This window comes from Micromonospora rhizosphaerae, from assembly GCF_900091465.1.
Taxonomy (GTDB): domain Bacteria; phylum Actinomycetota; class Actinomycetes; order Mycobacteriales; family Micromonosporaceae; genus Micromonospora; species Micromonospora rhizosphaerae.
The window spans coordinates 5190677-5217065 of the sequence record NZ_FMHV01000002.1; the positions used below are offsets into that span (position 1 = coordinate 5190677).

Consider the following 26389-nt stretch of genomic DNA (forward strand, 5'->3'; position numbering starts at 1 on the left):
GCTTCCTACACTCCCCGACCACGGCGACGGCGAGCTGATGAAGCAGGCAACGAGTGGCGGCACAGGACGTGGCCCCGCCGGCCGCGACTTCGCGGCCAGCGGGGCCCAACTGCTTTCCTGGACGTCCAGGACGGCCCGGTGAGGGCCGGCCTGGACGTCAGGGTCGGGCGAGGTCGAACCGGTCGAGGTTCATCACCCTGACCCACGCCGCGACGAAGTCGTGCACGAACTTCTCCCGCGCGTCGTCGCTCGCGTAGACCTCGGCGAGCGCGCGCAGCTCCGAGTTGGAGCCGAAGACGAGGTCGACGCGGCTGCCGGACCACTTGACCTGGCCGGTGACCTGGTCCCGACCCTCGAAGGTGTTCGCGTCCTCGGACGTCGCCTTCCACGTCGTACCCAGGTCGAGCAGGTTGACGAAGAAGTCGTTGGTCAGCGATCCGGGGGTCGTGGTGAAGACGCCCAGTGGCGACTGCTGGTAGTTCGCACCCAGGACGCGGAGACCGCCGACGAGGACCGTCATCTCGGGCGCGCTCAGGGTCAGCAGGTTCGCCTTGTCGACCAGGAGGAACTCAGCCGGCAGGCGGTGGCCCTTGCCGAGGTAGTTGCGGAACCCGTCGACGGTCGGCTCCATCGCGGCGAAGGACTCCACGTCGGTCTGCTCCTGCAACGCGTCCGTACGTCCCGGCGTGACGGGAACCTCGACGTCGAAGCCGGCGTTCTTCGCCGCCAGCTCGACGGCCGCGGACCCGGCGAGCACGATCAGGTCGGCGAGCGAGACCTTCTTCCCGCCGGTCTGGGACGCGTTGAACGCCTCCTGGATCCCCTCCAGGGTGTGCAGCACCCGCGCCAGCTCGTCGGGGTCGTTGACCTCCCAGCCGTTCTGCGGCTCGAGGCGGATGCGCGCCCCGTTGGCGCCACCGCGCTTGTCGCTGCCGCGGAACGTCGACGCCGACGCCCAGGCAGTGGAGACGAGTTGGGAGACCGTCAGGCCCGAGGCGAGGATCTGGCCCTTGAGGGTGGCGACGTCCTCAGCGTCGATGAGTTCGTGCGTAACCGGCGGCACGGGGTCCTGCCACAGCAACGTCTCGGTCGGGACCTCCGGGCCGAGGTAGCGAGCGATCGGCCCCATGTCGCGGTGGGTCAGCTTGAACCATGCCCGGGCAAAGGCGTCCGCGAGCTCGTCCGGGTGCTCGAGGAAGCGCCGCGAGATCTGCTCGTAGACCGGGTCGAACCGGAGCGCGAGGTCCGTCGTCAGCATGGTCGGAGCGTGGCTCTTCGACGGGTCGTGCGCGTCGGGGACCGTGCCGGCGCCCGCGCCGTCCTTCGGCTTCCACTGGTGCGCACCGGCGGGGCTCTTGGTCAGCTCCCACTCGTACCCGAACAGGATCTGGAAGAAGCTGTTGTCCCACGCGGTCGGGGTGTTGGTCCACGCACCCTCGAGCCCGCTGGTGATCGTGTCCCCGCCCTTGCCGGTGCCGAAGCTGTTCTTCCAGCCCAGGCCCTGCTCTTCGATCGGGGCGGCCTCGGGCTCGGCGCCGACGTGGTCCGTGGGGCCGGCACCGTGGGTCTTTCCGAAGGTGTGACCGCCGGCGATCAGCGCGACCGTCTCCTCGTCGTCCATCGCCATGCGGCGGAACGTCTCGCGGATGTCCCGGGCCGAGGCGATCGGGTCCGGGTTGCCGTTCGGGCCCTCCGGGTTGACGTAGATGAGGCCCATCTGGACGGCGGCGAGCGGGTTCTCGAGATCCCGGTCGCCGGTGTAGCGCTCGTCACCGAGCCACGTGGTCTCGGGACCCCAGTAGACGTCCTCGTCGGGCTCCCAGACGTCCGGGCGGCCGCCGGCGAAGCCGAAGGTCTTGAAGCCCATCGACTCCAGGGCGACGTTGCCGGCGAGGATCATGAGGTCGGCCCACGAGAGCCTCTGGCCGTACTTCTTCTTGACCGGCCACAGCAGGCGGCGAGCCTTGTCCAGGTTTCCGTTGTCCGGCCAACTGTTGAGCGGCGCGAAGCGCTGCTGCCCGGCGCCGGCGCCGCCGCGACCGTCGCTGATGCGGTAGGTGCCCGCGCTGTGCCACGCCATCCGGATGATGAACGGGCCGTAGTGGCCGTAGTCCGCCGGCCACCAGTCCTGCGAGGTCGTCAGGACCTCCGCGATGTCCTGCTTCACGGCGGCGAGGTCGAGGGTCTTGAACGCCTCGGCGTAGTTGAACTCCGCACCGAGGGGGTTGGCCACGGCGGGGTTCTTGGCGAGGATCTTCAGGTTGAGCTGGTTCGGCCACCAGCCGCGGTTGCCGCCGCCCTGCGTCGGGTGGGGGGCGCGTCCGTGTGCGACCGGGCAGCGAGACTCGCTCCCGGCGGTCGCGTCGTGGACGACGGCGTCGTGGTTCTCGGACATCGGGTTCCTTCCGTGACTTGGCGGATCAGAGGGGTCAGGAATTGGCTGCGGTGGAACAGTCGGGGCACATGCACCGCGCCCAGCACCGCCACCCGAGGACGGGTGACGCGCAACGCGGCCCCGCGCAGCATCTGCTGGAAGTCCAGGGTCGTGACCACGTCCCGCAGTCTGGCCCGTTTTCTGGAATCAGTCAAGAATGTGGGTGCCACCGAGCACGGCGACGAACATGTCATCAAGTTCACCGTCACCGCCGCCGAGGCGTACGAACGCTCCCCCGATCCGGACGTGCTCGCCGCGGCCCTCCGGGCCGGCGAGCTCATCCGCGCGTGCACTCGCCGCGAAGGGATCTCTTACTGCGCGGCGACGGACATCGGCGCGCTGAGTGGTCCCTCGTTCCCGCTGCGATCCAGTCCGGACACGCAGTAGGACGGCGGGCGGTCCGCCGGGGCGCCGCGGTCGACCCAGCCGGTACTCCGGGCAGTGCCGACGAGCCGGGCCGCGTCGCCGTCCACCCGGTAGACGGCGAAGCTCGCAGCGCCGCCTCCGCGCCAGGTCAGCACGACCCCGCCGGCGTCCCCACGCCGCGCGCCGATGACCGCGGGTGCGGCCGGCTGCGCCGCCGGTAGCTGCGCCATCGCGGGCACCAGCGCCGGGCCGGCGTAGTGCGCCGCGCTGTACCGGCTGACCGCCCCGAGCTTGTCGGCGCGCACCTGCCTGGCGCTGAAGTGCACGCTTCCGCTCACCCCGTGCCGTCGGTTGAGGGCAAGCTGGCGGTCCAGCTCGGCCGGATCGCGCCAGGCGCCGCGCTCGCCCACCCGGTAGTCGGCCTGGCCGATGTAGAGCTGAACCCGGGTGCCCCGCACCGTGGCCGCCCACCACGGCAGCAGCTTGGCGTAGTCGGCCTTGCCGAACCCGATGTGCCAGTAGAGCTGCGGCACGACGTAGTCCAACCACTGCTCCCGTACCCAGAGTCGGGTGTCTGCGTAGATGTCGTCGTAGCTCTGCAACCCGGCTGTCGCTGAGCCGGCCGGGTCGGTGCGCTTGTTGCGCCAGATACCGAACGGGCTGATGCCGAACTTCACCCACGGCTTGATCGCCTTGATCCGCTCGCTCATCTCCCGGACCAGCGTGTTCACGTTGTCCCGGCGCCAGGCGTCCTTGTCCGCGAACCGCCGCCCGTACCGGGCGAACGCCGCGCCGTCCGGGAAGTCCTGGCCGGCCTCCGGGTACGGGTAGAAGAAGTCGTCGAAGTGCACCCCGTCGACGTCGTACCGCTGGACCGCCTCCAGCATCGAGTCCTCGACGAACTTGCGCGCCTCGGGGACACCTGGGTTGAAGTAGAGGCGGCTGCCGGGCCGGTCGGCGCTGGGATAGGTCACCACCCAGTCGGGGTGCCGCCGCAGCGGATGTGTCGGCGCGAGCTGGTCCAGCCTGGGGCCGGGCCCGCCCACCGTGGCCGGCTGCCCGCCCCGGTACGGGTTGAACCAGGCGTGGAACTCCAGGTTGCGGGCGTGGGCCTCGGCGACCATGAATTCCATCGGGTCCCAGCCCGGGTCGCGACCATCGCGTCGTCCGGTCAGCCACTCCGACCACGGCGCGTACCTGGACGGCCAGAGCGCGTCCCCGCTCGGCCGCACGTGCACGAAGACCGCGTTGTGGTTGCGCCGCACAGCCAGGTCCAGCCAGCCCCGGAACTCCGCCCGCGCCGTCTCGGCCGGCAGCCCGCGCCGGCTCGGCCAGTCGATGTTGTTCACCGTCGTGATCCACATGCCGCGCAGCTCGCGGGGTGCCCGGGCCGGCCGGCCGGCGCAGGTGGGGGTGCCACCCGTGGCGACGGCGGCCGCGTCGCCCGCCTCCGCTGCACCTCCGTCGCCAACAACCCGATCCCGCAGCGACCAGGCGCCGACCGCGACCGCCACGGCGAGCGAGGCGACCACCGCGACGAGCGCTTGGGTACGACGGCGGTGGGCGGTGGCAGCGGGCGGAGCGGCGGCGGGCATCGCCCCAGTCTGCCCAGTCCGGCCCGCCGGGTGAACCAGGTAGACCGTTACTTAACGGTCAGATAAGGCGCCCACTGACGCTGTGACCCCCGTCGCCCAAGAGCGCGTGGCCTGTCAAGCGCACAGGGCCCTTCAGCGTCCGGCCCCGGTGAGCGCTCAACGGCGTCCCGGCTCATACCCTCTGGCGCGGGCCGCAGCATCTTGCGACGCTAATGGTTGTGTATGACTACGACCTGTTGGTGCTCGGCTCCGGTCCCAGCGGTCAGAAGGCGGCGATCGCCGCGGCCAAGCTCGGCAGGCGGGTCGGCATCGTGGACCGGCGCGACATGATCGGTGGGGTGTGCATCAACACCGGCACCGTGCCCTCCAAGACGCTGCGCGAGGCCGTGCTCTACCTGACCGGCCTGAGCCAGCGGGACCTGTATGGCAGCCGCTACCGGGTCAAGGAGGAGATCACGGTCAGCGACCTGGCCGCCCGGACCCAGCACGTGATCAGCCGGCAGACGGACGTCATCCGCAATCAGCTGGCCCGCAACCGGGTCGCGATGATCACCGGCACCGGACGGTTCGCGGACGCGCACGCGGTCTGGGTCGACGGCGGCTCCGGGCGCGAGTCCAAGGTCACCTTCGACAAGATCATTATTGCCGCGGGTACGCGCCCGGCGCGCCCGGAGAGCGTCGACTTCGACGACAGGACCATCGTGGACTCGGACGGCGTCATCAACCTCCAAGCCGTGCCCCGCAGCATGGTCGTGGTCGGCGCCGGCGTGATCGGCATGGAGTACGCGTCCATGTTCGCCGCGCTCGGCACCAAGGTGACCGTGGTCGAACGCCGCGACCGGATGCTCGAGTTCTGCGACGAGGAGGTCGTCGAGTCGCTCAAGTATCACCTGCGCGACCTGTCCGTGACGTTCCGCTTCGGCGAGGAGGTCGCCGCGGTGGAGAAGCACCAGACCGCGGCGCTGTGCATCCTGAAAAGCGGGAAGAAGATCGTCGCGGACACGGTCATGTACTCGGCGGGACGCCAGGGCCAGACCGACGACCTGGCGCTGGAAGCGGCTGGGCTGGAGGCGGACAAGCGCGGCCGGATCGAGGTCGATGCGAACTACCGCACCGCCGTGGACAACATCTACGCGGTCGGTGACGTGATCGGCTTCCCGGCGTTGGCGTCCACGTCGATGGAGCAGGGCCGCCTGGCCGCGCAGCACGCCTGCGGCGAGCCGGTCCGCGAGATGCACGAGTTGCAGCCGATCGGCATCTACACGATTCCCGAGATCAGCTTCGTCGGGAAGACAGAGGAGGGGCTGACCGACAGCTCGACGCCGTTCGAGGTGGGCATCGCGCGCTACCGCGAGCTGGCCCGCGGCCAGATCGTGGGTGACTCGTACGGCATGCTGAAGCTGCTCGTCTCCCCGGCCGACGGCCGGCTGCTCGGCGTACACGTATTCGGGACCGGCGCCACCGAGATCGTCCATATCGGACAGGCGGTGATGGGCTGCGGCGCTACCGTCGACTACCTGGTCGACGCGGTGTTCAACTACCCGACGCTGGCCGAGGCGTACAAGGTCGCCGCCCTGGACGCGTCCAACAAGATCCGCAACATCACCCGGATCGACGGTTAGTCCACCCAGGCCCTGGTGCCCGTCGGCGACTTGTCGTTCAAGGGAACAAGGCCGAGGTCTACCTCCAGCTGGGCACTGAGACCGAGTGGCCACCCGAACCCGAGGTGGGCACCACCGGTCACTGGTCGCAGGTTCTGGGAAATGCGCCGAGCCATGGACGGCGATCCCGCTCCTTGCGCCGGGACTATACCTAGAGCTACGATGCATCATGGTTCTAGGGTATGGGGCCTAGGGGGGTCTCGTGAGGGTCACCAAGGATCTCGTCGCCGCCTCGGCGACACCGATGGTGCTGGGCATCCTGGCCGAGGGGGAGAGCTACGGCTACGCCATCCTCAGACGGATCAATGAGCTGTCCGGTGGAGAGCTGAACTGGACCGAGGGACTGCTCTACCCGTTGCTGCACCGGCTTGAGCGCCTCGGATATGTGGAGTCGAGCTGGCAGTCGGTCACTGGGGAGCGGCGGCGCAAGTACTACCGCATCACCAACAGTGGCCTGGCTGAGCTTGCCGAGCAACGCCGCCAGTGGGACACCGTCGTGGACGCGCTCAAGCAGATCTGGCAGGGCCCCGGCGATTTCAGGCCGTCGATTGCGATCCCGCTGGAGGTCCAGGCATGACAGCGCCAGACGGTCAGGACGAACTGGAGGCTCAGTTCGCGCAATGGCGTCAACACGTGCGGCGCCGCCCGGAGCTACGACAATCCGACGCCGAAGAGCTTGAGGACCATCTCCGGGGTTCCGTCGATGAGCTCATCGCGGTTGGCCTACACGCCGACGAGGCGTTCCTGGTCGCGGTCAAACGCATGGGTGCCCTGAACGACCTGTCCCGCGAGTTCGCCCGGGAGCACTCGGAACGGCTCTGGAAGCAACTGGTGCTGACCGGCGAGACCGACAGCCCTGTCGCGGACACCCGGTCGCGACGTGACTTGTTCGCGCTGGCCATCTGCGCTGCGGGCGCGGCAGCGTCCATCAAGGTGCCGGCACTGTTCGGGATGCGCTTCGAAGAGGATGGCGCGTTCTACGGGCCCAACATCAGCCTGTTCGCGCTGCCCTGGCTGGCGGCCTTCCTGGCCTGGCGCCGCCACGCCAGCAAAGCGCTGATCGGGACACTGCTGGCGTTGTTCGCGCTCGGCGCCGTGGCCGCCAACGCCTACCCGCTCGCGGACGACTCCCAGTCGGTGGTCCTGACCAGCATTCATCTCCCCATCGCCCTGTGGATCGTGGTCGGTCTGGCCTACGTGGCCGATGATTTGCGCTCGTCACGCCGACGCATGGACTTCATCCGCTTCACCGGCGAGTGGTTCGTCTACTACGTCCTCATCGCTCTCGGTGGCGGCGTGCTGACCGCGTTCATGTTCGGGACCTTCGAGGCCATCGGGATCTCCCCGGAAGGCTTCGTCTCGGAGTGGCTGCTTCCCTGCGGCGCCGCCGCCGCAGTGGTGGTGGCCGGGTGGCTCGTCGAGGCCAAGCAGAGTGTCGTCGAGAACATCGCCCCAGTGCTCACGCGACTGTTCACCCCGCTGTTCACGGCGGTGCTGCTGGCCTTCCTTGTGGCCCTCGGCTGGACCACCACCGGCATCAACGTCGAGCGGGAAGCCCTGATCCTGTTCGACCTCCTGCTGGTCGTGGTGCTGGGGTTGCTGCTCTACTCGATCTCGGCCCGCGATCCGCTGGCCCCGCCCGGCCTGTTCGACAAGCTGCAGCTCGCCCTCGTGGTCAGCGCACTGGTGATTGATGTGCTGGTGCTGGTGGAAATCACCGGGCGCATCACCGAGTACGGCACCACACCCAACAAGGCGGCGGCGCTCGGTGAGAACGTCATCCTGCTGGCCAATCTCGCCTGGTCGGCGTGGCTGGTGCTGGGTTTCGTCCGCCGGCGCACACCGTTCGCGGCGCTCGAGCGCTGGCAGACCGCCTACCTCCCGGTGTACGCCGTGTGGGCTTGGATCGTTGTCCTGGTCTTTCCCCCGTTGTTCAGCTACCTCTGACAGCCCATCCGCCGCCGTCATCCTCGGCGGACCCGCGCTGTTCCTGGCCGGACGTGCCCACTTCGAGTACGTCGTGTACGGCGGGGTGTCCCGGGATCGGCCGATCGGACTGCTCGTGCTGGCCGCCATCGCCCCGGTGCTGCTCCACGTACCGCCGCTGCTGGCCGCCTTGTCGCAACCGCAGTCCCCACCGCGATCGCGGTCGCCGATACGACCCGCGCCCGGCGGCGCCCATCCGCACCGCCCTCGCCACCCGGCGAGCCAGAAGTGACACCCACGTCTTGAGACTGTTCATTGCCATCACGCAGGTCCTGAGACTCGACGCCGCCGGCAGCCGACCGTTCGTACGCGTGTTCGGCTACTCTGCTGCGGTGGCGGTAGGTGGTCGCTGGTGGAACGGGAGCTGGGGCCGCATGGCCCGGCGGAAACATCTGGCCGCTCTCGGATGATCGACGCAGGCGGGTGCACGGCCCCCAGGGTGACGACAAGTCAGGCCCAGGCCCGGGTGGTTGTTGGGCGTCGGCGCGGGTAGACATCGGCGCCAGCTTGGGTAGCGACCACTGCGATCAGTTGGTCGCTGCTCACCACAGTCTGCTGGCCGCCGCGCTTGGGGGTCGCTGGCTGATGTGCGACGTGTCACCGCCATCCGGGGAACGGCGGTTGTCAGGGGAAATCGTGGAGCTGAGGGTCCATGGGGTGGCGGGCGCCGGGGCCGGTCAGGTGCTCGGCTGCCGGGACGTCCGTCAGGTGGCCGGCGACCGCCGGGCCGGCTTCTACCGCCCCCGGGCGCAATCCCGGCACACCACCGGTGGGGGTGGGACGCTGCTGGAGGCGTACCAGTGGAGCGACCTGCCCTCGGGCACCGCGGCGCGGACGCTGTCCCTGGTGTTCCTGCTGCCGTTCATGCTGAGCAACGTGGCGTTCTGGATGCGCCCGGCGGGACGGGGCTTGCAGTCCGGCGTCACCGTGCTGTGCCAGCTCCTCGCGCTCACCCTGACGCTGCTCTACGCGCTGACGGCGGCTGGGGTCGCCCTCGACCTCCTGGCGTGGAAGTGCATGGGCTCGTCCGGCTGTCTCGCCGGCCGTGGCTGGCTGTCCTGGCTAGGCGGCCGACCGGTCGGTGTGCGCCTGGCGCTGCTGGCCCTGGTGCCGTTGGCCGCGGTGGCACTGGTGTGGTTTCTCGGCGTACGACAGGCTCGCTCGTACGAAGCCTTCCGGTTGCCGGCCGCAAAGCCGCAGGATGACAACCTCACGGCGTTGGACCGGTGGGACGTCTCGCCGAGGGCGAAACGTCTTCACGCGATCCACGTCGCCGCTGCTTTCGTCACGCTGGACGTTGTGCTGCTCGCCGCACGCGCCGCCGCCGGGACTTCGGTGACGGTGGTCGTGTTGTCCGCGCTCGCCGGAGCGCTGCTGGCCACGTGTGTGGTGCTGCTCTGCGCCCCGGGCCAACTGGAGCCGGCTCCGATCGCCAGCACCACGGATCGGATGCCTCTGGTGCTGCGCGCCGTAGCCGGCGGCCTGACGGTCGCGACGCTTTGGTCCGTCGCCGTCGAACCGGTCCGCTGGCCGCGGTCGGACGGACTGCCCAGGTACGCCGACATCGTCGCAATTGTGTTCGTCACCCAGACGGCGCTGCTCGTCGCGCTCGCCGTACTGGTGCTGTGGCGCTCTGGCGGCCGGGACCGCCGACCGGCGCTTCTGCGCGGCTTGGGCGCCGCCGTCGTCGCCACAGTCGCGACGGGCCTGGCGGGCGCCCTTTCGGCCGAGCTGGTCTACCGTGCGGCGTCTCTGCTCAGCAGGCGGACGTTCATGCTGCGAACGGGGGACCTGGCGGTCCCAGTGCCGGCATACCGGTGGGCGATCCTGGCCTTCTTCCTGACCACAATCGCCGCCGTGACGGCGGGCGCCATCATCATCCTGTCGACCCGCGCGGACCGTCGGCGAACCGCAGCAGCCATCGTGGCCCGGGACTACCCGGCTCCCCCACCGGAGGCGAAGGCCCAGGCCCGGCGAGTGGAGAAAGCGGTCATCCAGGCATCTTTCACCGAGCAGCTGGGCTCACTGGCCATTGCCTACGCGTGCCTGACCGTGATCGGGCTCGGGGCCAGCGCGCTAGCTCTGGCGGGGTTGGAGCCGAGCCCGCTGGCGCAGGACCTCCTCGGCGTGCCCAGCGAGGTGCTGAGCGTAGTGATGGCCATTGGCAGCTACCTGATCCTCGCCGTCGTCGTCGGGCTCCTGGTGGGCGGGCTGTTCGCCTCACGGACGGCAGGGTTTCGCCGCTACGTCGGAGTGCTGTGGGACCTCGGCACCTTCTGGCCCCGCGCGGCCCACCCGTTCGCGCCACCCAGCTATATCGAGCGGGCCGTGCCGGAGCTGACGGATCGAATCTGCCAGCTGACGCGACGCTACGACGGGGTCGTGCTCAGCGGACACAGCCAGGGATCGGTCATTCTGGCCGCAACCGTGCTGCGACTGCGCCCAGAGGTGCGGCGACGAGTCGCGCTGCTCACCTATGCCTCCCCCCTCAAGCGACTCTGCGCCCAGCTCTACCCCGCGTACCTCGGCGAGCCCGTGCTGTACGAAATCGGCGACCGGATCGGGTGGCGCTGGCTGAACCTGTGGAGCAACACCGACCCCATCGGCGGCCGGATCTTCTCCAGGCAGCGGTCCGGGGACCCGCCCGCGCGCCCCCGGTCCGCCGCGCTGGTGGACCGCCGCCTACGCGACCCCGAAGACGTGCTGGCACCAGCTGTGGACAGCACCCCGCCGCCGATTTGGGGGCACACCCCATATGAATCGGACGATCGCTACGCCGCGGCAGTCCGCGAGCTGGCAGACCGGCTGCGAGCAGATTGGGAGCAGCGAGGTCCACACAACTGCGCCGAACCGGATTGAACGACACCTGGACGAGTAAGTCCTAACCCGGGTTGGTGGCCCTAGGCGATTCCGTAGCGCTTGCGGGCCTCCTGAACGGTCTCGGGCTTGACGTCGCCGCGCCGGGCCAGGGCGGCGAGCGCCGCGACCACGGCCGACTGCGGGTCAACCCCGAAGTGGCGACGGGCGGCCTCGCGGGTGTCGGAGAGGCCGAAGCCGTCCGTGCCGATCGAGTGCCAGTCCTGCGGCACCCACTGGCTGATCTGGTCCGGGACCGCCCGCATCCAGTCGCTGACGGCGAGCACCGGGCCGGGGGCGCCGTCCAGCACCCGGGTGACGTAAGGGATCCGGTCCTCGCCCTTGAGCTGCGCCGCGTCACAGTCCAGAGCGTCGCGGCGCAGCTCGCTCCAGGACGTGGCGGACCACACGTCGGCCGCCACGCCCCAGTCGCTGGCGAGGAGCCGCTGGGCCTCCAGGGCCCAGTGAATGGCGGTGCCGGACGCGAGGAGTTGCAGACGCGGGGCATCCGCCGCCAACTCCTGGGCATCGGCTTCCCGGAAGCGGTAGAGGCCCTTGAGGATGCCCTCCTCGATGGCCGCGCCCGGCGGCATGGGCGGCTGGACCTTCGGCTCGTTGTAGACCGTGAGGTAGTAGAAGACGTTTTCCGCGTCCGGCCCGTACATCCGGCGCAGCCCGTCGCGGACGATCACGGCGACCTCGTACGCGAAGGCCGGGTCGTAGGCGACCGCGGCGGGGTTCGTGGACGCGATCAGGTGGGAATGACCGTCCGCGTGTTGCAGGCCCTCGCCGGTCATCGTCGTACGGCCGGCGGTGGCGCCGATGAGGAAGCCCCGGCCGAGCTGGTCCGCGAGTGCCCACATCTGGTCGGCCGTCCGTTGCCAGCCGAACATCGCGTAGAAGATGTAGAACGGGATCATCGGCTCGCCGTGGGTGGCGTACGACGTGGCGGCGGCCGTGAAGTCGGCCATCGAACCGGCTTCGGTGATGCCCTCGTGGAGGATCTGGCCGTTCGTGGCTTCCTTGTAGTACAGGAGCATGTCGCGATCGACCGGATCGTAGGTCTGGCCGTGCGGGGAGTAGATCCCGGCGGTGGGGAAGAGCGACTCCATGCCGAAGGTACGTGCCTCGTCCGGAACGATGGGCACCCACCGCCTGCCGGTCTCCGGATCCCGCATCAGATCCTTGACCAGGCGGACGAAGGCCATGGTCGTCGCGATCTCCTGGCTGCCGGACCCCTTGGCCAAGACTTCGAACGGCTTGGCGGGCGGTTGGGGCAGCACCACCGGGTGGACGCGGCGAGCCGGGGCGGGCCCGCCCAGCGCGGCCCTGCGCTCGTGGAGGTAGCGGACCTCCGGCGAGTCGGCGCCGGGGTGGACGTACGGCACCAGCTCATCGTTGAGCTTGCTGTCGGGGATCGGGAGTTCGAGGAAGTCGCGCAGCGCACGGAACTCGTTGCCGGTCAGCTTCTTCATCTGGTGGTTCGCGTTGCGCGACGCGAAGCCGGGGCCGAGCGTGTGACCCTTGACCGTCTGGGCGAGGATCACGGTCGGCGCGCCCCGGTGCTCGACGGCGGCCCGATAGGCGGCGTACACCTTGCGTGGTTCGTGGCCCGCCCGCGAGGCGTGGAAGCACTCGGCGATCTTCGCGTCGGTGAGCACCTTCGCCATCTCGACGAGCGCCGGGTCGGCGCCGAAGAAGTGTTCGCGGATGTAGCTGACGTCTCGGGCCGCGTACGTCTGGAACTGCCCGTCGGGGACTTCGCGCAGCCGGCGTACGAGCGCGCCGGTGGTGTCGAGCGCGAACAGGTCGTCCCAGGCCGAGCCCCAGAGCGACTTGACGACGTTCCAGCCCGCCGCGCGGAACTGGGCCTCCAGCTCCTGGACGATCTTGAAGTTGGAGCGCACCGGTCCATCGAGCCGCTGCAGGTTGCAGTTGATCACGAAGGTGAGATTGTGCAGGCCTTCGCGACCAGCGAGGGCGAGCGCGGCGGTCGACTCGGGCTCGTCCATCTCGCCGTCGCCGAGGAACGCCCACACCCGCGAGGCGGAGGTGTCCTTGATGCCACGGTGCTGCAGATAGCGGTTGAACCGCGCCTGGTAGATCGCTGACAGCGGGCCCAGGCCCATCGACACGGTTGCGAACTCCCAGAGCCACGGCAGCCGGCGCGGGTGCGGGTAGGAGGGGAGGCCATCGCCGCCCGCCTCCTGCCGGAACCGGTCGAGGTGGCCCTCGGTGAGCCGTCCGTCGAGGAAGGCGCGGGCGTAGATGCCGGGCGAGGCATGGCCCTGGATGTAGAGCTGGTCGCCGGAGCCGTCGGCCTCCTTACCGCGGAAGAAGTGCTGGAAGCCGGTCTCGTAGAGCCAGGCGGCGGAGGCGAAGGTGGCGATGTGGCCGCCCAGGCCGTAGCGGCTGCCGCGGGTCACCATCGCGGCGGCGTTCCAGCGGTTCCAGGCGGTGATGCGCCGTTCCATCTCCTCGTCGCCGGGGAACTCCGGCTCGGCGGCGGTCGGGATGGTGTTGATGTACTCGGTCTCCAGCAGCTTCGGCAGCGCGAGGCCGGAGCCCTTGGCGTGTTCAAGAGTGCGGCGCAAGAGGTACGAGGCGCGGTGCGGCCCGGCTGCCGCGGTGACGGCGTCGAGAGAGGCGGCCCACTCGGCGGTCTCCTCGGGGTCGCGGTCCGGGATTTGATCGAGTGCGCTTGGCTGCTTTCGCCCGATGTCGGTCATGGTGGGCCGCCTTCCGACGGTTCCGGACCTCTCGTCCGGCGGGGCGGGAGGTCGAGACGGTGAGACAGGGGACCTGCCGGCCGGGGACCGGTCGGGCCGATGGGGTCCAACGCCACTATAGGTCTGATCGATGATCGATCAAAGAGCGGTGAGCAAGCTCTCCGCCGGCCACGAAAGTGGCCTCCCATGTCGTGAAATCAGACCTGGGGAGCACAACCGAGCACATGCTCCTTGACCAACACGTCGACCCGCGGATCCCGTTGCCGAAAGGCCTCGACGATCGCCTCGTGCTCCTCCGCGTACGACTGCTGGCGGGTGCCCAGCCACCGGATGGAGAGCGTCGTCCACACCTCGATACCGAGCGACTCCCAGGTGTGCAGCAGCACGCTGTTCCCGGATGCGCGCACCAACTCCCGATGGAAGGCGACCGTATGACGTACCTGGGCCTCGGCATCACTCCTGCGATCGGCCTCGTAGAGCGCAGCGACCTCGGGCTCCAGGACGGAGACGTCCTTGCCCAGCCGTGGCGCGGCAAGCGAAGCAGCGATCTGCTCGAGGCCCGCCCGCACGGGATAGATCTCCTCGAGATCGGCCGCGGATAGATTGCGTACCCGTACGCCCTTGTTGGGTGCGGACTCGATCAGCCGCAGCATCTCCAACTCGCGCAGCGCCTCCCGGATGGGCGTCTGGCTGACCTCCAGCTCCACGGCGATCCGCCGTTCCACGATCCGCTCGCCCGGCTTCCAGCGCCCGCTGACAATCCCCTCGACGATGTACTCGCGGATCTGCCGAGGCAGCGAGTGGACGACGGGCGGGGCCATGGGTACTCCTCGGGAGATTGGTGGCTGCCTAGACAATACGGCGGCCAACCGCAGGTCCCTAATTTCTATACGATCCAGGGTGTAATTATGCCAAATCTGTGGCCCGCCTGTTCGGGGCGTCACCCAGCGTCGCTGGGTTCCCCGCCGCGGCGGGTCAGCCGGCTGATGTCCTGCTGGCTCTGCGGAGCCCGAGCAGGGCGACCAGGGCGAGGAGGATGACGGCGACGGAGTATTCGTTGGCGGTCCGGGGCAGGCCGCCGCCGTACACCACGAGGAAGCCGGCAATGACGGTGGGCAGGCCGAAGCCGACGTAGCAGATGATGTAGAGCAGGGAGAGCACGCTGGCGCGTTCGTGCGCCTCCACGAGCGGCATGACCATCTTGACGCTGCCCATGAAACCGCCACCGAAACCGACGCCGCCGAGCGCGAGGCCGATGAAGAAGCCGGGGATGGATTCGGCGGTGACCGACACCACTGTGATGATCATGCCCAGGATGAGTGCGGTGATTGCGGTGTGCATCACGGTCCGCGCGGCAGCGTTGCGCAGCAGGAGAATGGTGCTGACCCCGAAGAGGGAGAAGACGAAGACGACCAGACCGCCGACCACGATCGAGGTGGCCATGAGGGCCCGCACGAGCGCCGGGCCGAGCGCGAGGAAGAAGCCGGCCAGCGCCCAGACGGCGAAGACCACCGGGGCGACGGCCAGTAGTGGCGCGCGCACGGCAGGGGGCAGCTTGATCTCCGGCCGCAGACTCTGCAGCGCTCCCTTCATCGGCGTGACCGTCTCCGGCATCAGTACGACCCCGAGGCCCTGGATCAGCAGGACGACGAGCAGGACGACGTACACCAGTCGCGTCGGCGCGGGCAGGAACTGGATGAGCAGCGCCGAAACCAGGGCACCGGTGCCGGTCCCGATACCGGGGGCGATCGAGTTCGCGAGCGTGCCGCGGGCGCGGTTGATGTCGAGCATGGCGGCTCCGACGGCGCCGGTGGCGGCGCCAGCCGAGAGCCCCTGCACGACGCGGGCGGCCAGCAGCGTGGACACGCCGGTGGCGACGATGAAGAGGACCAGCGAGATGATCTGGACCGCGATCGCGACGAGCAGCACCGGCCGCCGCCCGACATGGTCGGACAGCTTGCCGACCGTGAGCAGGGACGCCAGCACCGCGAGGGCGTAGACGGCGAACACCACCGTCGTCGTGACCGGCGAGAAGTGCCAGCGCGCCTGGTAAATCCCGTAGAGGGGCGTCGGGGCTGTCGACGCGGCCACGAAGGACACGAGGATCGAGGCGAGCAGAGGCAGGGAGACGTTCGGCGAAAGTCGCCCCTGTCCGGCGATACTCATCAGACGTGCTCCTCAGGTGAGCTGCAAGCGGCGGCCCGGCGCGAGCGACCTGGACGCCCTCCTGCTGACAGGCCGCAGCGGACTACCCAATGCGCGCCCTCACACGCGCATGCACTGGCCCCGACGCGCCAGACCCACCCGATCTGCGGCCAGCCGTGCATCAGCCGCAACGGGTTCCTGGTGGCGAGCGTCGCCGCCGCCGAGGCTTGGGTGGTGGCGGCGTGACGTTGGCGTTTCGGCTCGCACGCCCCGCCTTAGCGGCATGCTCGCCGGGGGCGAACCACAGCGGGTCAGCGCCGTGACCCCTGCTGGGTGATCCAGGCATGGTCGCGGCCGTAACGGGAATCGGAGAGCCGCCAGCAGGACCGACGGAGGAGACGCGCCATGACGGACCCATCGGGCACCGGGTCGAATCGTGCCCGCTCGTCAGAGTCGCCGGTGCGGGCGCGGGACGTCGCGCCGGCCGGCGGCGTCGCCGTCGTGGAGATGTTCACCTCTCAGGGCTGCAACAGCTGTCCTCCCGCAGAGGAAGTGCTGACCGAGATCGAGCGCGACGCCCGGAAGCGGGGACAGCCCGTCTTCGCCCTCGGATTTCACGTCGACTACTGGGACTACCTGGGCTGGCCCGACCGGTTCGCCGACGCGGCGTACACCGCGCGGCAGCAGGCATACGCGCGCGCCTTCGGCTCCGGGCAGTTGTACACCCCGCAGATGGTCGTCAACGGCACAGTCGAGTTCGTCGGTTCCGACCGTCGACGGGCGGCAACCGCGATCGCGTCCGCCCTGACGGGGGTAGCCGCCGCGCCGCTGGCACTGTCGGTCGAGGACGCCGCCGGGGCCACGGGCGGCGGGCACCGGGTGATGGTGGACTACCAGACCGAGCGGCCGCCGGAGCGGGCGGTGTTGAACGTGGCGATCGTGGAACGTGGCCTGGTAAGCGACGTCGCCCGGGGTGAGAACGCCGGGCGGACGCTGCGGCAGGACAACGTGGTGCGCGCCTTCACGTCGGTAGGCCTGGACGCCGAGCGTGGGCGGGTGGAACTGGAGGTGCCGCCAGATCTTGATCCTCGACAAGCCTCGGTGGTCGGGTACGTGCAGAACGACGGTGACAAGGCAATCGTCGGCGCCGCGGCCATCGACGTGTCCGCCGAGTCTGGATGAGAGCTGGTGCCGGAATAATCGGCTGGGGACTCGCGGCTCAGGCTGGCGGCGGCAGCTCGCCGGATCCGCGGACGATCAGCCGCACCGGTAGCACCACCCGGCGGGGCGGAGCGGTCTCCCCGATGACTCGGTCGAGGAGGAGGCTCGCCGCCTGGCGGCCGAGCCGCTTCGGATCCTGGGACACGGCGGTGACGGGCGGATTGAGGGACTCGGCGGCCGGAAAGTCGTCGAAGCTGACGTGGGCCAGGTCGGTGCGGTCGCGCAGGTGCAGCGCGCGCACCACGCCGAGCGAGGCCCGCATGTTCGCCGACAGCACCGCGGTCGGCCCGTTCTCCACCTCCAGCAGGTCCATCATGGCGTCCGTGGAGTTGTGCGCGCCCATGGCGTCGACGCGTACCAGCCGGTCGTCGACGGGCAGTCCGGCGTCGAGCATGGCGGCGCGGAAGCCCTGGTAACGCAGGCGGGTGGTGTAGACGTGCAGCCGGTCGCCGACGAAGGCGATTCGCCGGTGGCCGTGGTCGATCAGGTGCCGGGTCGCCATTCGAGCCCCGCCCTCGTTGTCGACCAGCACGGTGTCCGCGTCGTGCTGGATCGGTGGGCGGTCCACGAAAACGGTGGGAATCCGCGTCGCCAGGTGCTGGAAGTACGAGTGGTCGCCGGACGTCGGCGTGATGATGAGACCGGCGACTCGCCGGTCGGACAGGCCGCTGACGACCACGCGTTCGTACTCCGGCGCGTAGCCGGCGCTGGCGATGACGACGAACATCCCCCGCTCGCGGGCCACCTCTTCGACCGCCCCGGTCACCTCGGCCATGAACGGGTCCGCGATGTTCTCGACCACCAGGCCGATGGCGTCGTCCCGGCCGACTCGCAGCGAGCGGGCCACCGGGTTCGGGTGGAAGCCGAGTTCCCGGATCGCCGCGCGGACTCGCTCGGCGGTGCCTGGCGCGACGGCGGGATCGTCGTTGACGACCCGCGACACGGTCTTCGCGCTCACCCCGGCGAGTAGTGACACGTCGCGCAGCGTCGGCCGTCGCGACATCAGGTCCCCGATCGGGCCGTCGGAATGTCGGCGTCCCGCTGGGCCCACGGCACCGTGGTGACCGGACGGGCTCGGCCGGTCAGCTGGATCTCCAGCTGTCGCGTCCGTTCCGGGTCGACGCCGCCGGCGAGTTCCTGCTCGACCGAAGCGGTCGCGGCGGCGACGGCGAGCACCACCGCGTCGACGCCCTCCCGGCCCTCCTCGAACGCTTCGACCAGGCCACCGACGAACGAGTCGCCGGCCCCGATCGGGTTCACCACCTCCGTCGGGACCGTGGGCACCCAGAACACCCGTTCCTCGTCACCGAATGCGGCCCCCGCCGCGCCGGCGGTGACGGCCGCCGACCGCGCGCCGCGGCGGCACAGCTCGGTGACCGCCGCGCACGCCCGTGCCGCGACGTCCGGACCAGCCTCGTCCACCGCCTCGTGGGACTGTCCCCACAGGACACCCTCGGCCTCCGCCAGGTTCGGCGTGACGAGGTCGGGTCCGGCGCCGAGCGTACCGGCCAGCGCCGCCCGCGCCGCGTCGACAACCACCCGTACGCCGGCGCGACGGGCGATCGTGGCCAGCCGCCCGTACCCGTCGTCCGGCACGCCGGGCGGCAGGCTACCGGAGCACACCAGGGTCAGGTGCTCCCCCGTGGCCAGTTCGTCGGCGACGGCCTGCTCGTAGCGCTGCCAGGCCTCGGCCGTGATCTGCGGCCCGGGCTCGTTGAGCACGGTCACCCGACCGGAATCCTCTAGGTAGATGGTGGCCACCCGGACGTCCCCGGGCACCGGAACACCGACGAACTGCATCGGTTCGACGGCGAAGAGCCGGGCGAGCACATCCGCGTCCGTCTCCGGCCGGAAGCTGACCAGCCGCGGCCGCCGCCCGAAGGCCGCGGCAGCCCGGCCCACGTTGACGCCCTTTCCGCCGGCGGTGACGACCGCCCGGTACGGCCGCAGCACGCTTCCGGGCCGGAGTTCGGGCAGGCGAACGGTCCGGTCCACGGTGATGTTCGGGGTCGCGATGAGCACTGCTCCTCCTCGCCTCGCCGCGGCCACTACTCGCCGTACGACTGGTACCAGTTCCGCGGCAGGGCGGAGGCCACCGCGTCGAGCGCGACCCGCTCGGCCCACGGGCGGCCGTGCGCCCGCACGAGTTCGTTCAACGCGTCCAGCCGCTCACCGGCCCGCGCCACCGCCCGGGCCCGATCGGCGTCACGAAGACGTCCGACGGCGTCACCCCACACCGCCCGCCCCGCGATGTAGCCGCTGGCTCCGGCCCGGGCGACGATCTCCATCTGCACCGCGAAGTCGTCGAAGCCGGCGCCCTCGCTCAGCAGCACCCACGGCACGCTCGCGACGCCGTCCAGCTCCCGGGCGGCCGACGCCGCCGCCGCCCGGTCCGCTGCCGTGGCCAGGGAACCGGGAAACTGCATCTTGAGCACGTCGACGCCGAGCAGGGTGAACTCGGCGGCGGAGGCGATGATCGCCGCCGCCCGGCGGCGGCCCACCGACGGGTCGGTCGGATCCTCGTCGTCGAGCGGGTACCAGATCGGCTCGATGACGAGCGGCAGCTGTGCCTGTCGACAGGCGGAGGCCAGGTCGGCGACGAGCTTGCGCTGCTGCGCCGCGACGTCGGCCAGCTCAGCGCGATAGAAGAGGATGAGCTTCACCCCGTCGGCGCCGAGCTTGGCGACCTTCTCCGGCGTCCAGCCCGGCCGCAGCCGGGTCTCCAGGTCCCAGCCGACCGTGGTCCCCGGTGCGTACCTCAGCAGCTCCATCGGCGCCAGGACGCCGACCGAGCCCGGGAGAGCTCCGGTGGCGATCGCCTGGCCGAGGGACCAGACCGGGTCCAGCAGCAGGCCGGACGCGTGCCGGGACAGTTCGGCGGCCAACTCCAGCTTGGAGGCCACCACCGTCTCGTACGGCACCTGGGCGACGTCGCTGTCGAACAGCGCCAGGTAGTTCTCGGGGTGGTCGAGGGCCGCGATGCAGAAGAAGCCGTCGTGGGTGGCGAGGCGGGTCAACCGGCGTACGGTGCCGAGCCGCTGTAGGTCCACGTCTGTTCGTCCTCTCGTTGGTCGGTGCGGTGCCGGGCCGGCCGACGACCCGGCACCGCGCCCGCTGCGCTCAGCACTTGTCCTTGTAGACGTATTTGTTGACGTCGGGGTCCTCGAGGTTGTCCTTCGTGACGATGACCGACTCCGTGGCGATGTTCGCCTCCACCGTCTTGCCCTCCACGGCGTTAGCCGCCTGCTGGACGCCCTGCACCCCGATGTCGTACGGCTTCTGCGCCACCAGGGCCTGCACGTCGCCGGCCTGCAGCTGCTTGATCTGGTCCGGACCGGCGTCGAAGCCGACCACCTTCACCTGGTTGCTCTTCCCCGCCGCGCGCACGCCGGTCGCGGTGCCCTGCGCGGAGAAGAGGTTGGTGGCGAAGACGCCGACCAGGTCGGGGCTGCGCTGCAGCTCGGCCTGGATGATCCCGGCCGCCGTCTGGGGCGAGTTGTGCGAGTACTGCGCCGCGGAAGCGAGCGTGAGGTTGGTGTACTTGCTCTTCACCGCCTCCTCGAACCCGGCGATCCGGGCGTCCACCGAGGACACACCGGGATCGGTCGAGATGACCAGGACCTTACCCTTGGCGCCGTTGAGCAGCTGGTTGAGCGCCTCGGCCGCCTTGGCCCCGCCCAGCTTGTTGTCCGTGGCGATCCGGGACGCGCCGATGCTCGTGTCGTCCACCGTCGTGTCCACGAGCACGACCTTGCTGCCCGCGTCCTGGATCCGCTTGAGCGGCGTGGCGGAGGCCTTGACGTCGTTGGGCGCCACCAGCAGCGCGGCCGGCTTCGCGGCGGCCACCGCGTCGAGCAGCGGATTCTGCATCGTCGCGTCGAACTTGTCGGGCCCCTGCACCTGCAGCGTGACGCCAAGTTCCTTGGCCTTCTCCCGCGCTCCGCACTCCATCGAGATGTAGAACGGGTCGCCCTTGACGCCGACCATCAGGACGAACTTCTTGCCCGACACGCCGCCACCGGAGCCGGACCCGGACGTGCTGCCGGCGTTGTCGCCGCACGCCGCCACCATCAGCAGGCCGGCGGCGAAGGCCGCCACTCCCGCCACCGCATTGCGGTTTCTCATCGCATCCTCCCTGATGCCTGTGGTGGTTGTAGGGAATAGGTGATGCGTCAGCCGCGGTCGCGCGAGCGCCGTCGCAGCTGGTCGAACCAGACGGCCGCGATGAGCACGAGACCCACCGCGACGTCCTGCCAGTAGGGCTGGACCCCGGTGATGACGAAACCGTTCTTGAGCACCGCGGGAATCCAGACGCCGATGAGGGTTCCGATGATCGAACCGACCCCGCCGAAGAGGCTGGTGCCGCCGAGCGCGACCGCCGTGATGGCCTGGAGGTTGTCGGTGGAGTGGCCCCCGATGCTGGTCGTGCTGAAGTACGCCACGGAGAGGAAGCCGGCGAACCCGGCCGCCGTACCGCCGATGATGTAGACCTTGAGCAGGTGGCGCTCGACCTTGATGCCGGCTCGCCGCGCCGCCTCCGGGTTCGACCCGATGGCGTACGTGTGCCGGCCGAAGACCGCCATGTGCAGCAGTACGAAACCGGCGACCACCACCAGCAGCGCGATCGGAATCAGGTTGGGTACGCCCGGGATCCAGGCGCCGTGACCGACCGCGTCCAGGGCGTACGTCGCGGTGTTGACGCCGTCCTGAAGGATCAGCGCCGCCCCGAGACCGGCACCCAGGGTGCCGAGCGTGGCCAGCAGCGGCGGTACCTTGAGGTAGGCCACCACCACACCGTTGATCGTGCCGATGATGAGCCCGGCCAGTAGTGCACCGGCCAGCGCCACCAACACGTAACTCGCCTTCGACTGGTCCGCCGCGACGTCGGCCGCGGTGCCGTCGCCCACCTTGATCAGCTGCAGCGCGTGGACGGCGAAGACCTCGCCCAACACGATTCCGCTGGGGATCGACAGGTCCACGCCGGCGGTGATGATGACGAAGGTGGTGCCGACGCTGACCACGGTCAGGATGGCGACGTTCTGCGCCAGTTGCACGAAGTTGCTGCTCTGGGTGAACAGCCCCGGTGCGAGGATCGAGAACGCCAGGACGATCACCAGCAGGGCGGCGAACGTCACGATCGTCGGGTTGCGGATGATCGCCCGTACCAGCGATTCGCGCGGAGTCACCGGTTCCTGGGTCTCGGGCGCCGCCGGTTTCGTGTCCGTGGTCATGAGGGCACCTCGTTCGTGTGCGCGCCGGAGATCGCGGCGATCAGCAGGTCCACGTCGGCCTCGCCGCGGCGGAACCAGGCGACGCGGGCACCCAGGCGCAGCACCTCGATGCGGTCGGCGACCTGGAGCACCTGGGGCAGGTTGTGCGAGATGAACACGACGGCGATGCCACGATCGCGGATGCGCTCGACCAGTTCCAGCACCTTCGCGGTCTGGATGACGCCGAGCGCCGCCGTCGGCTCGTCCATGATGATGACCTTGGTCGCCCACATCGCCGCGCGCGCGATCGCCACCGACTGCTTCTGGCCGCCGGAGAACGCGGCCACCGGCGCGCGCATGTCCTGCACCAGTCCGACGCCCAGGTCGCGGAAGGCGACGGCGGTGCGGCGGCGCATCTCGGGGTGGTTGTGCAGGAACCCGAATCGGCGCACCTCCCGGCCCAGGAAGACGTTCGCCGCGGCGTCCAGGTCGGGGGCGAGCGCGAGGTCCTGGTAGACGGTCTCGATCCCGCGTCGCTTCGCCTCCTGGGGGTCGGTCAGACCGGCCGGCGCACCGTCGATGCGCACCTCACCCTCGTCGGGTGCGAGCACCCCGGAGAGGATCTTGATGAGCGTCGACTTGCCCGCTCCGTTGTCCCCGACGAGTGCCGTGACCTGGCCGGGGAAGGCCTCGAACGACGCGTGCCGCAGCGCCCGTACGTGCCCGAAGGTCTTCACCACGCCATAGGCGCCGAGGACGGGTACGGCGTCGTCGCCGTTCGTGCCGATGCCGTCGATCATTGCGCCGCCACCTCCCGCCAGGATCGGCCGTGCCCGCGGATCGCCGCGTTCAGGCCGGCCATCCGCTGCCGCGCCGTGCCCTGCAGGAAGTGCCGGCGCTCCGCTCCGGTGAGCCCGACCGCCTCTCCCCAGAACGCCCGCCCCGCGATGTAGCCGGTCGCGCCGGCGTCCATCGCCGTGCGCACCCGCTCGACGAACTGCTCGTACGCCACGCCCGCCGACAGCAGCGCCCAGGGCACGTTCCGGCAGACCTTGCTCAGCTCACGGCAGCCGTCCGCGTCGCCGGGCCACTCGAGCTTGAGCAGGTCGGGTCCCAGGGCGGCCAGCAACTCGGCGGACCGGATCACCAGCCGCTTGTGCTGCTCCGGCGAGAGCCACTCCCCGTTGGGCGGCTTCGTGACGAGCGGCTCGATGACCGAGGGCATGCCGTACTCGCGGCAGTCCGCCACCACCGCGGCGATCGCGTCGATGGCCTCCCGCGCCAGATCGGGCTCGCCCGGCCCCACCGGGCGGTCCGGCCGCCAGCGGACCAGAAACTTCAGCGCCACACCACCGTTGTCCGCGACGAAGCGGGGACCCCGCTCGGCCGACGAGTATTCGGTTCGCCGTTCGCCGTTCCAGGTGGGCTGCGGCGACCGCTCGCTGGCGATGAGCAGGCCCGCCTGCGGGTCGAGCGCGCGGGCCGCACGCACCGCGGCGACGCCGTGGTCGACGTCGGTGAGCACGCCGCTTGCCATGGGTGACAGGGCGCGGATCACGTCCACCTTGAACTGGCCCAGGTCGTGATCGCTGCTCGGCTGGCCCGCGCGCTCGAGCATGGTGCGCAGCGTTCCGCGCTGGTCCATCGCGAGGATGGCGAACCTTCCCGCGTGGTCGGCGATCTGATCAAGGCTGGTGGACATGCTGGGTCACCTCCCGTTGTCGTGGGGCTGGTACCGCGACGCCGGCCGCCGAGGCAGCCAGGAGAGCGGCGCCATAGGCGCCGGGCTCCGCGATGGCGGTGGTGCGCATCCCCGGGTGCTGGCGCCGCTTCGCGTCGAGCAGCGCGGGGTTGTGTAACCAGCCCCCGCCGACGACGACCTCCCGGTGGGGTCCGGTCAGGGCGTCGATCCGATCGAGGAGGCGGCCGGACTCGGCCACCATCGCCTCGACCGCGGTACGCCACAGGATCGCCGGGGTGACGCCGTCGGTGATCCCGACGACGCTGAGGTGTCCGTCCCCCTCGCTCGCCAGGCGCAGCGTCGGATGGCACGCCGGTGCGGCGAGCGCCTGCTCGCCGAGGGCACGCCGGTGCGCGGTGGTGGTCGCGCCGAGCAGCTCGGCGACCCGGTGCAGCGTCAGGCCGGTCCACAGTCCGGCGAGGACGCAGAGGTGCCCGGCGACGACCCCCCAGCCGACGGACATGCCCTGCCCGGTGAGAGCGGCGACCTGACGCGGCGCCAGCGGTGGACGCACCGTACGGACCAGCGCCTCCGCCGTACCGAGTGAGTCGAACAGGGCGCCATCCAAGGCGGCGCCGACGCCGTACGCCGCCACCTGGTGGTCGTGGCCGGCGACGGTCAGCGCCGCGCCCCGCAGCGCCTCGGGCAGGTCGTCGCCCGTGGCACGTCCCGCCACCGTGCCCGCCACCACCGGCTCGGGCAGCAGCAGCGGCGAGCCGAGCAGGCCGAACGCGTCCTCCCACGGACGGGCCCGGCTCAGCTCGAGCAGTCCCGTCCGGCTGGCCAGCGACAGCTCCGCGACCGGCTCGCCTCCGAACCGACGGACGATCCACTCGCCTACCGAGTAGAACCGCACCGCGGCGGCGGTCTCGGGGTGGTTCCGTCGCAGCCACAGCAGCTTCGCCAGGGAGGGGAGCACCGTCAACGGGAGGCCGGTGGTCGTCTCGAACGTCTCCTCGCCCAGCTCCCGCGCGATCGTCTCGACGTCGCCGCGCGGGTCGTACCACGCGATGGCCGGGGCCAGGGGCCGGTCGTGCCCATCGACGAGGACGCCGGTCTCGGCCATGCCGGTGACGCCGATTCCGAGCGCCCCCCGCTCCCCCGCGACCTCGGCGGCCACCGTACGCGTCAGCCCGACGAGCGCCATGGGATCGACCTCGGCCCGGCCCCCGGCGCGCCGCCAGGGGGTGACCCGCTCGGACTCGCCGCACACCTGGCCGCGCGGATCCACCGCGACGGCCTTCACCCTCGTGGTGCCGACGTCGATGCCGACCAGGAGGCCACTCACGTCGCCACCTCCCCGTGACGAGGCACGGGTGGCCGGCAGACAAGCACCTCCAACTCCCCCACCAGGCGCCAGTCGCCCGCGGCGAACGGCACCACCGCCACGTCCCCGCGCCGCAGGTCGAGACCGCCACCGCGGCCGGAGATCAGCCGACCGCGGCCCGCTACGGCGAGCACCACGGCGAAGCCGGCGGGGACGAGCGGGTCGGAGTCCGGCTGGTCGGCCTGCGCTGCGCGCAGCCGATGTGCCTGGAAGTACGGCTCGGCGTCGGCGGGCAGCAGGTTGACCAGACCGCCAGCCCCTAGCCGATCGCCGCGCACGACCAGGGCGTCCAGCTCGGACTCGCCGGGCGCGTCGGGACGCAACGCCGTCAGGGCGACATCGAATCCCAGCCCGAGATGCCCGTCCCGCCACAGGTCCACGGCGAGGTCCTGCGCCTCCAGCAGGATCGACAGGTCGGTGGGCTCCTGCAGCTCCAGCAGGAAGACGCCGGCGTCGATGGAGTGCGGCATTCCGGCGGGCACGAGTACGGCGTCGCCGGGCTGTACCGGCTGGGGACGCAGCGAACGGACCAGCGCGTCGGAGTCGGCCGCCTCGACCATCGCGCGCACCTGCGGGGGGCGCATGGACTCGGCGAAGCCGAGCCGCACCTGGGCGCCCTCGGCGACGTCGAGCACCACCCACGCCTCGGTCTTTCCATGTGGGATGCCCAGGTGGCGGCGGGCGAACGCGCGGTCCGGATGCAGGTGCACCGGGAGCCGCTGACCGGCGTCGAGGAGCTTGACCAGCAACTCGGTGGATGGTCCAAAGCTGTCCACATGGGCCGGGCCGAGCCAGCCCTGCGGGTCGGCCACGACGGCGTCCCGCAGCAGCGTGCCGTCGGCCAGCCGGGAAAGGCCCCGCTCCGGATCGGAGGCCATCGTGGTCGTCGACGCGATCCACTCTTCGGGACGCCACGGGCTGGTGTTTGTCGCCCCGCGGAACAGGGCGATCCGCTCGCCCCCGCGGTAGAAGTGCTCGAGCTGATTCAGCGGCAGCAGTTGCGGCCCCACGCTCATGCGGCCGCTGCCCCACGCCGCCGGTGCCGGCTGGCCTGTCACGTGCACACCGCCTCCTGAACTCAATGGATCAGGACTATGACAACGATGTCATGGCGGCAA

General features: G+C 70.4%; 19 protein-coding genes. 5 read left to right on the forward strand and 14 right to left on the reverse strand.

From position 1 onward, the window contains the following. Window positions 1–157: 157 nt before the first annotated feature. Entirely contained in the window at window positions 158–2395 is a 2238-nt protein-coding gene (gene katG, locus GA0070624_RS24405) for a catalase/peroxidase HPI (RefSeq protein WP_091345022.1), read from the reverse strand. A 350-nt stretch (window positions 2396–2745) separates the two neighbouring features. Next, complete coding sequence (locus GA0070624_RS24415; RefSeq protein ID WP_091345025.1) at window positions 2746–4395, reverse strand: glycoside hydrolase family 10-like protein; 1650 nt, start codon at window positions 4393–4395, stop codon at window positions 2746–2748. A gap of 212 nt (window positions 4396–4607) precedes the next feature. On the opposite strand from GA0070624_RS24415, the gene sthA reads away from it, so the two are divergent. From sthA to GA0070624_RS24440, 4 genes are all read left to right on the forward strand, one after another. Further along, window positions 4608–6017, forward strand: coding sequence for a Si-specific NAD(P)(+) transhydrogenase (gene sthA / locus GA0070624_RS24420; protein WP_245718960.1), 1410 nt, complete (start codon window positions 4608–4610; stop codon window positions 6015–6017). 241 nt (window positions 6018–6258) lie between these two features. Continuing rightward, a complete protein-coding gene (locus GA0070624_RS24425) occupies window positions 6259–6633 on the forward strand; it encodes a PadR family transcriptional regulator (protein WP_091345028.1) in 375 nt (124 codons plus the stop codon). Continuing rightward, a complete protein-coding gene (locus GA0070624_RS34970) occupies window positions 6630–8003 on the forward strand; it encodes a permease prefix domain 1-containing protein (RefSeq protein WP_091345030.1) in 1374 nt (457 codons plus the stop codon). The genes GA0070624_RS24425 and GA0070624_RS34970 overlap by 4 nt, the downstream gene beginning before the upstream one ends. Window positions 8004–8678: 675 nt before the next feature. Beyond that, window positions 8679–10901, forward strand: a complete 2223-nt coding sequence (locus tag GA0070624_RS24440) for a hypothetical protein (protein ID WP_245718961.1) — start codon at window positions 8679–8681, stop codon at window positions 10899–10901. Between the two features lie 41 nt (window positions 10902–10942). Here GA0070624_RS24440 and aceE read toward each other — a convergent pair whose 3' ends face one another. The 3 genes from aceE to GA0070624_RS24455 form a co-directional block, all read right to left on the reverse strand. Then, the gene (gene aceE, locus GA0070624_RS24445) at window positions 10943–13627 is read right to left on the reverse strand and encodes a pyruvate dehydrogenase (acetyl-transferring), homodimeric type (protein ID WP_091345036.1); all 2685 of its coding nucleotides are present in this window, start codon (window positions 13625–13627) and stop codon (window positions 10943–10945) included. A gap of 197 nt (window positions 13628–13824) precedes the next feature. After that, window positions 13825–14448 (reverse strand): GntR family transcriptional regulator, encoded by a 624-nt coding sequence (locus GA0070624_RS24450; RefSeq protein WP_091345038.1) that lies wholly within the window; start codon window positions 14446–14448, stop codon window positions 13825–13827. A gap of 154 nt (window positions 14449–14602) precedes the next feature. Further along, complete coding sequence (locus tag GA0070624_RS24455; protein WP_091345039.1) at window positions 14603–15793, reverse strand: MFS transporter; 1191 nt, start codon at window positions 15791–15793, stop codon at window positions 14603–14605. A 384-nt stretch (window positions 15794–16177) separates the two neighbouring features. Here GA0070624_RS24455 and GA0070624_RS24460 point away from each other — a divergent pair, with 384 nt between their 5' ends. After that, window positions 16178–16954: a DUF1223 domain-containing protein gene (locus GA0070624_RS24460; RefSeq protein WP_091345041.1), complete on the forward strand. Its 777-nt coding sequence runs from the start codon at window positions 16178–16180 to the stop codon at window positions 16952–16954. Window positions 16955–16991: 37 nt separating this feature from the next. Here the strand turns inward: GA0070624_RS24460 and GA0070624_RS24465 are convergent, their stop codons facing one another. The 9 genes from GA0070624_RS24465 to GA0070624_RS24505 all read right to left on the reverse strand — a co-directional run bounded on the left by GA0070624_RS24465 (window position 16992) and on the right by GA0070624_RS24505 (window position 26287). Further along, the gene (locus tag GA0070624_RS24465) at window positions 16992–17996 is read right to left on the reverse strand and encodes a LacI family DNA-binding transcriptional regulator (RefSeq protein ID WP_091345044.1); all 1005 of its coding nucleotides are present in this window, start codon (window positions 17994–17996) and stop codon (window positions 16992–16994) included. Then, window positions 17996–19015, reverse strand: coding sequence for a 1-phosphofructokinase family hexose kinase (locus tag GA0070624_RS24470; RefSeq protein WP_176731852.1), 1020 nt, complete (start codon window positions 19013–19015; stop codon window positions 17996–17998). The genes GA0070624_RS24465 and GA0070624_RS24470 overlap by 1 nt, the downstream gene beginning before the upstream one ends. A 26-nt stretch (window positions 19016–19041) precedes the next feature. Next, window positions 19042–20043, reverse strand: a complete 1002-nt coding sequence (locus tag GA0070624_RS24475; RefSeq protein WP_091345048.1) for a tagatose 1,6-diphosphate aldolase — start codon at window positions 20041–20043, stop codon at window positions 19042–19044. Between the two features lie 70 nt (window positions 20044–20113). Further along, entirely contained in the window at window positions 20114–21118 is a 1005-nt protein-coding gene (locus GA0070624_RS24480) for an ABC transporter substrate-binding protein (RefSeq protein WP_091345050.1), read from the reverse strand. A 47-nt stretch (window positions 21119–21165) separates the two neighbouring features. Further along, a complete protein-coding gene (locus tag GA0070624_RS24485) occupies window positions 21166–22224 on the reverse strand; it encodes an ABC transporter permease (RefSeq protein WP_091345052.1) in 1059 nt (352 codons plus the stop codon). Then, window positions 22221–23003, reverse strand: coding sequence for an ATP-binding cassette domain-containing protein (locus tag GA0070624_RS24490; RefSeq protein ID WP_091345055.1), 783 nt, complete (start codon window positions 23001–23003; stop codon window positions 22221–22223). Before GA0070624_RS24490 ends, GA0070624_RS24485 begins: the two co-directional genes overlap by 4 nt. After that, window positions 23000–23905, reverse strand: coding sequence for a hypothetical protein (locus GA0070624_RS24495; protein ID WP_091345057.1), 906 nt, complete (start codon window positions 23903–23905; stop codon window positions 23000–23002). The genes GA0070624_RS24490 and GA0070624_RS24495 overlap by 4 nt, the downstream gene beginning before the upstream one ends. After that, window positions 23889–25232: an FGGY-family carbohydrate kinase gene (locus tag GA0070624_RS24500; RefSeq protein ID WP_176731853.1), complete on the reverse strand. Its 1344-nt coding sequence runs from the start codon at window positions 25230–25232 to the stop codon at window positions 23889–23891. Before GA0070624_RS24500 ends, GA0070624_RS24495 begins: the two co-directional genes overlap by 17 nt. After that, window positions 25229–26287: a class I mannose-6-phosphate isomerase gene (locus GA0070624_RS24505; RefSeq protein ID WP_091349703.1), complete on the reverse strand. Its 1059-nt coding sequence runs from the start codon at window positions 26285–26287 to the stop codon at window positions 25229–25231. Before GA0070624_RS24505 ends, GA0070624_RS24500 begins: the two co-directional genes overlap by 4 nt. Between the last annotated feature and the right edge of the window lie 102 nt (window positions 26288–26389).

Coding starts and splice junctions, on each gene's coding strand:
- GA0070624_RS24505 (WP_091349703.1), bottom strand. CDS start 26,287: ATGAGCGTGGGGCCGCAACTGCTGCCGCTGAATCAGCTCGAGCACTTC.
- GA0070624_RS24450 (WP_091345038.1), bottom strand. CDS start 14,448: ATGGCCCCGCCCGTCGTCCACTCGCTGCCTCGGCAGATCCGCGAGTAC.
- katG (WP_091345022.1), bottom strand. CDS start 2,395: ATGTCCGAGAACCACGACGCCGTCGTCCACGACGCGACCGCCGGGAGC.
- GA0070624_RS24455 (WP_091345039.1), bottom strand. CDS start 15,793: ATGAGTATCGCCGGACAGGGGCGACTTTCGCCGAACGTCTCCCTGCCT.
- GA0070624_RS24460 (WP_091345041.1), top strand. CDS start 16,178: ATGACGGACCCATCGGGCACCGGGTCGAATCGTGCCCGCTCGTCAGAG.
- GA0070624_RS24415 (WP_091345025.1), bottom strand. CDS start 4,395: ATGCCCGCCGCCGCTCCGCCCGCTGCCACCGCCCACCGCCGTCGTACC.
- sthA (WP_245718960.1), top strand. CDS start 4,608: ATGGTTGTGTATGACTACGACCTGTTGGTGCTCGGCTCCGGTCCCAGC.
- aceE (WP_091345036.1), bottom strand. CDS start 13,627: ATGACCGACATCGGGCGAAAGCAGCCAAGCGCACTCGATCAAATCCCG.
- GA0070624_RS24495 (WP_091345057.1), bottom strand. CDS start 23,905: ATGTCCACCAGCCTTGATCAGATCGCCGACCACGCGGGAAGGTTCGCC.
- GA0070624_RS34970 (WP_091345030.1), top strand. CDS start 6,630: ATGACAGCGCCAGACGGTCAGGACGAACTGGAGGCTCAGTTCGCGCAA.
- GA0070624_RS24465 (WP_091345044.1), bottom strand. CDS start 17,996: ATGTCGCGACGGCCGACGCTGCGCGACGTGTCACTACTCGCCGGGGTG.
- GA0070624_RS24480 (WP_091345050.1), bottom strand. CDS start 21,118: ATGAGAAACCGCAATGCGGTGGCGGGAGTGGCGGCCTTCGCCGCCGGC.
- GA0070624_RS24485 (WP_091345052.1), bottom strand. CDS start 22,224: ATGACCACGGACACGAAACCGGCGGCGCCCGAGACCCAGGAACCGGTG.
- GA0070624_RS24490 (WP_091345055.1), bottom strand. CDS start 23,003: ATGATCGACGGCATCGGCACGAACGGCGACGACGCCGTACCCGTCCTC.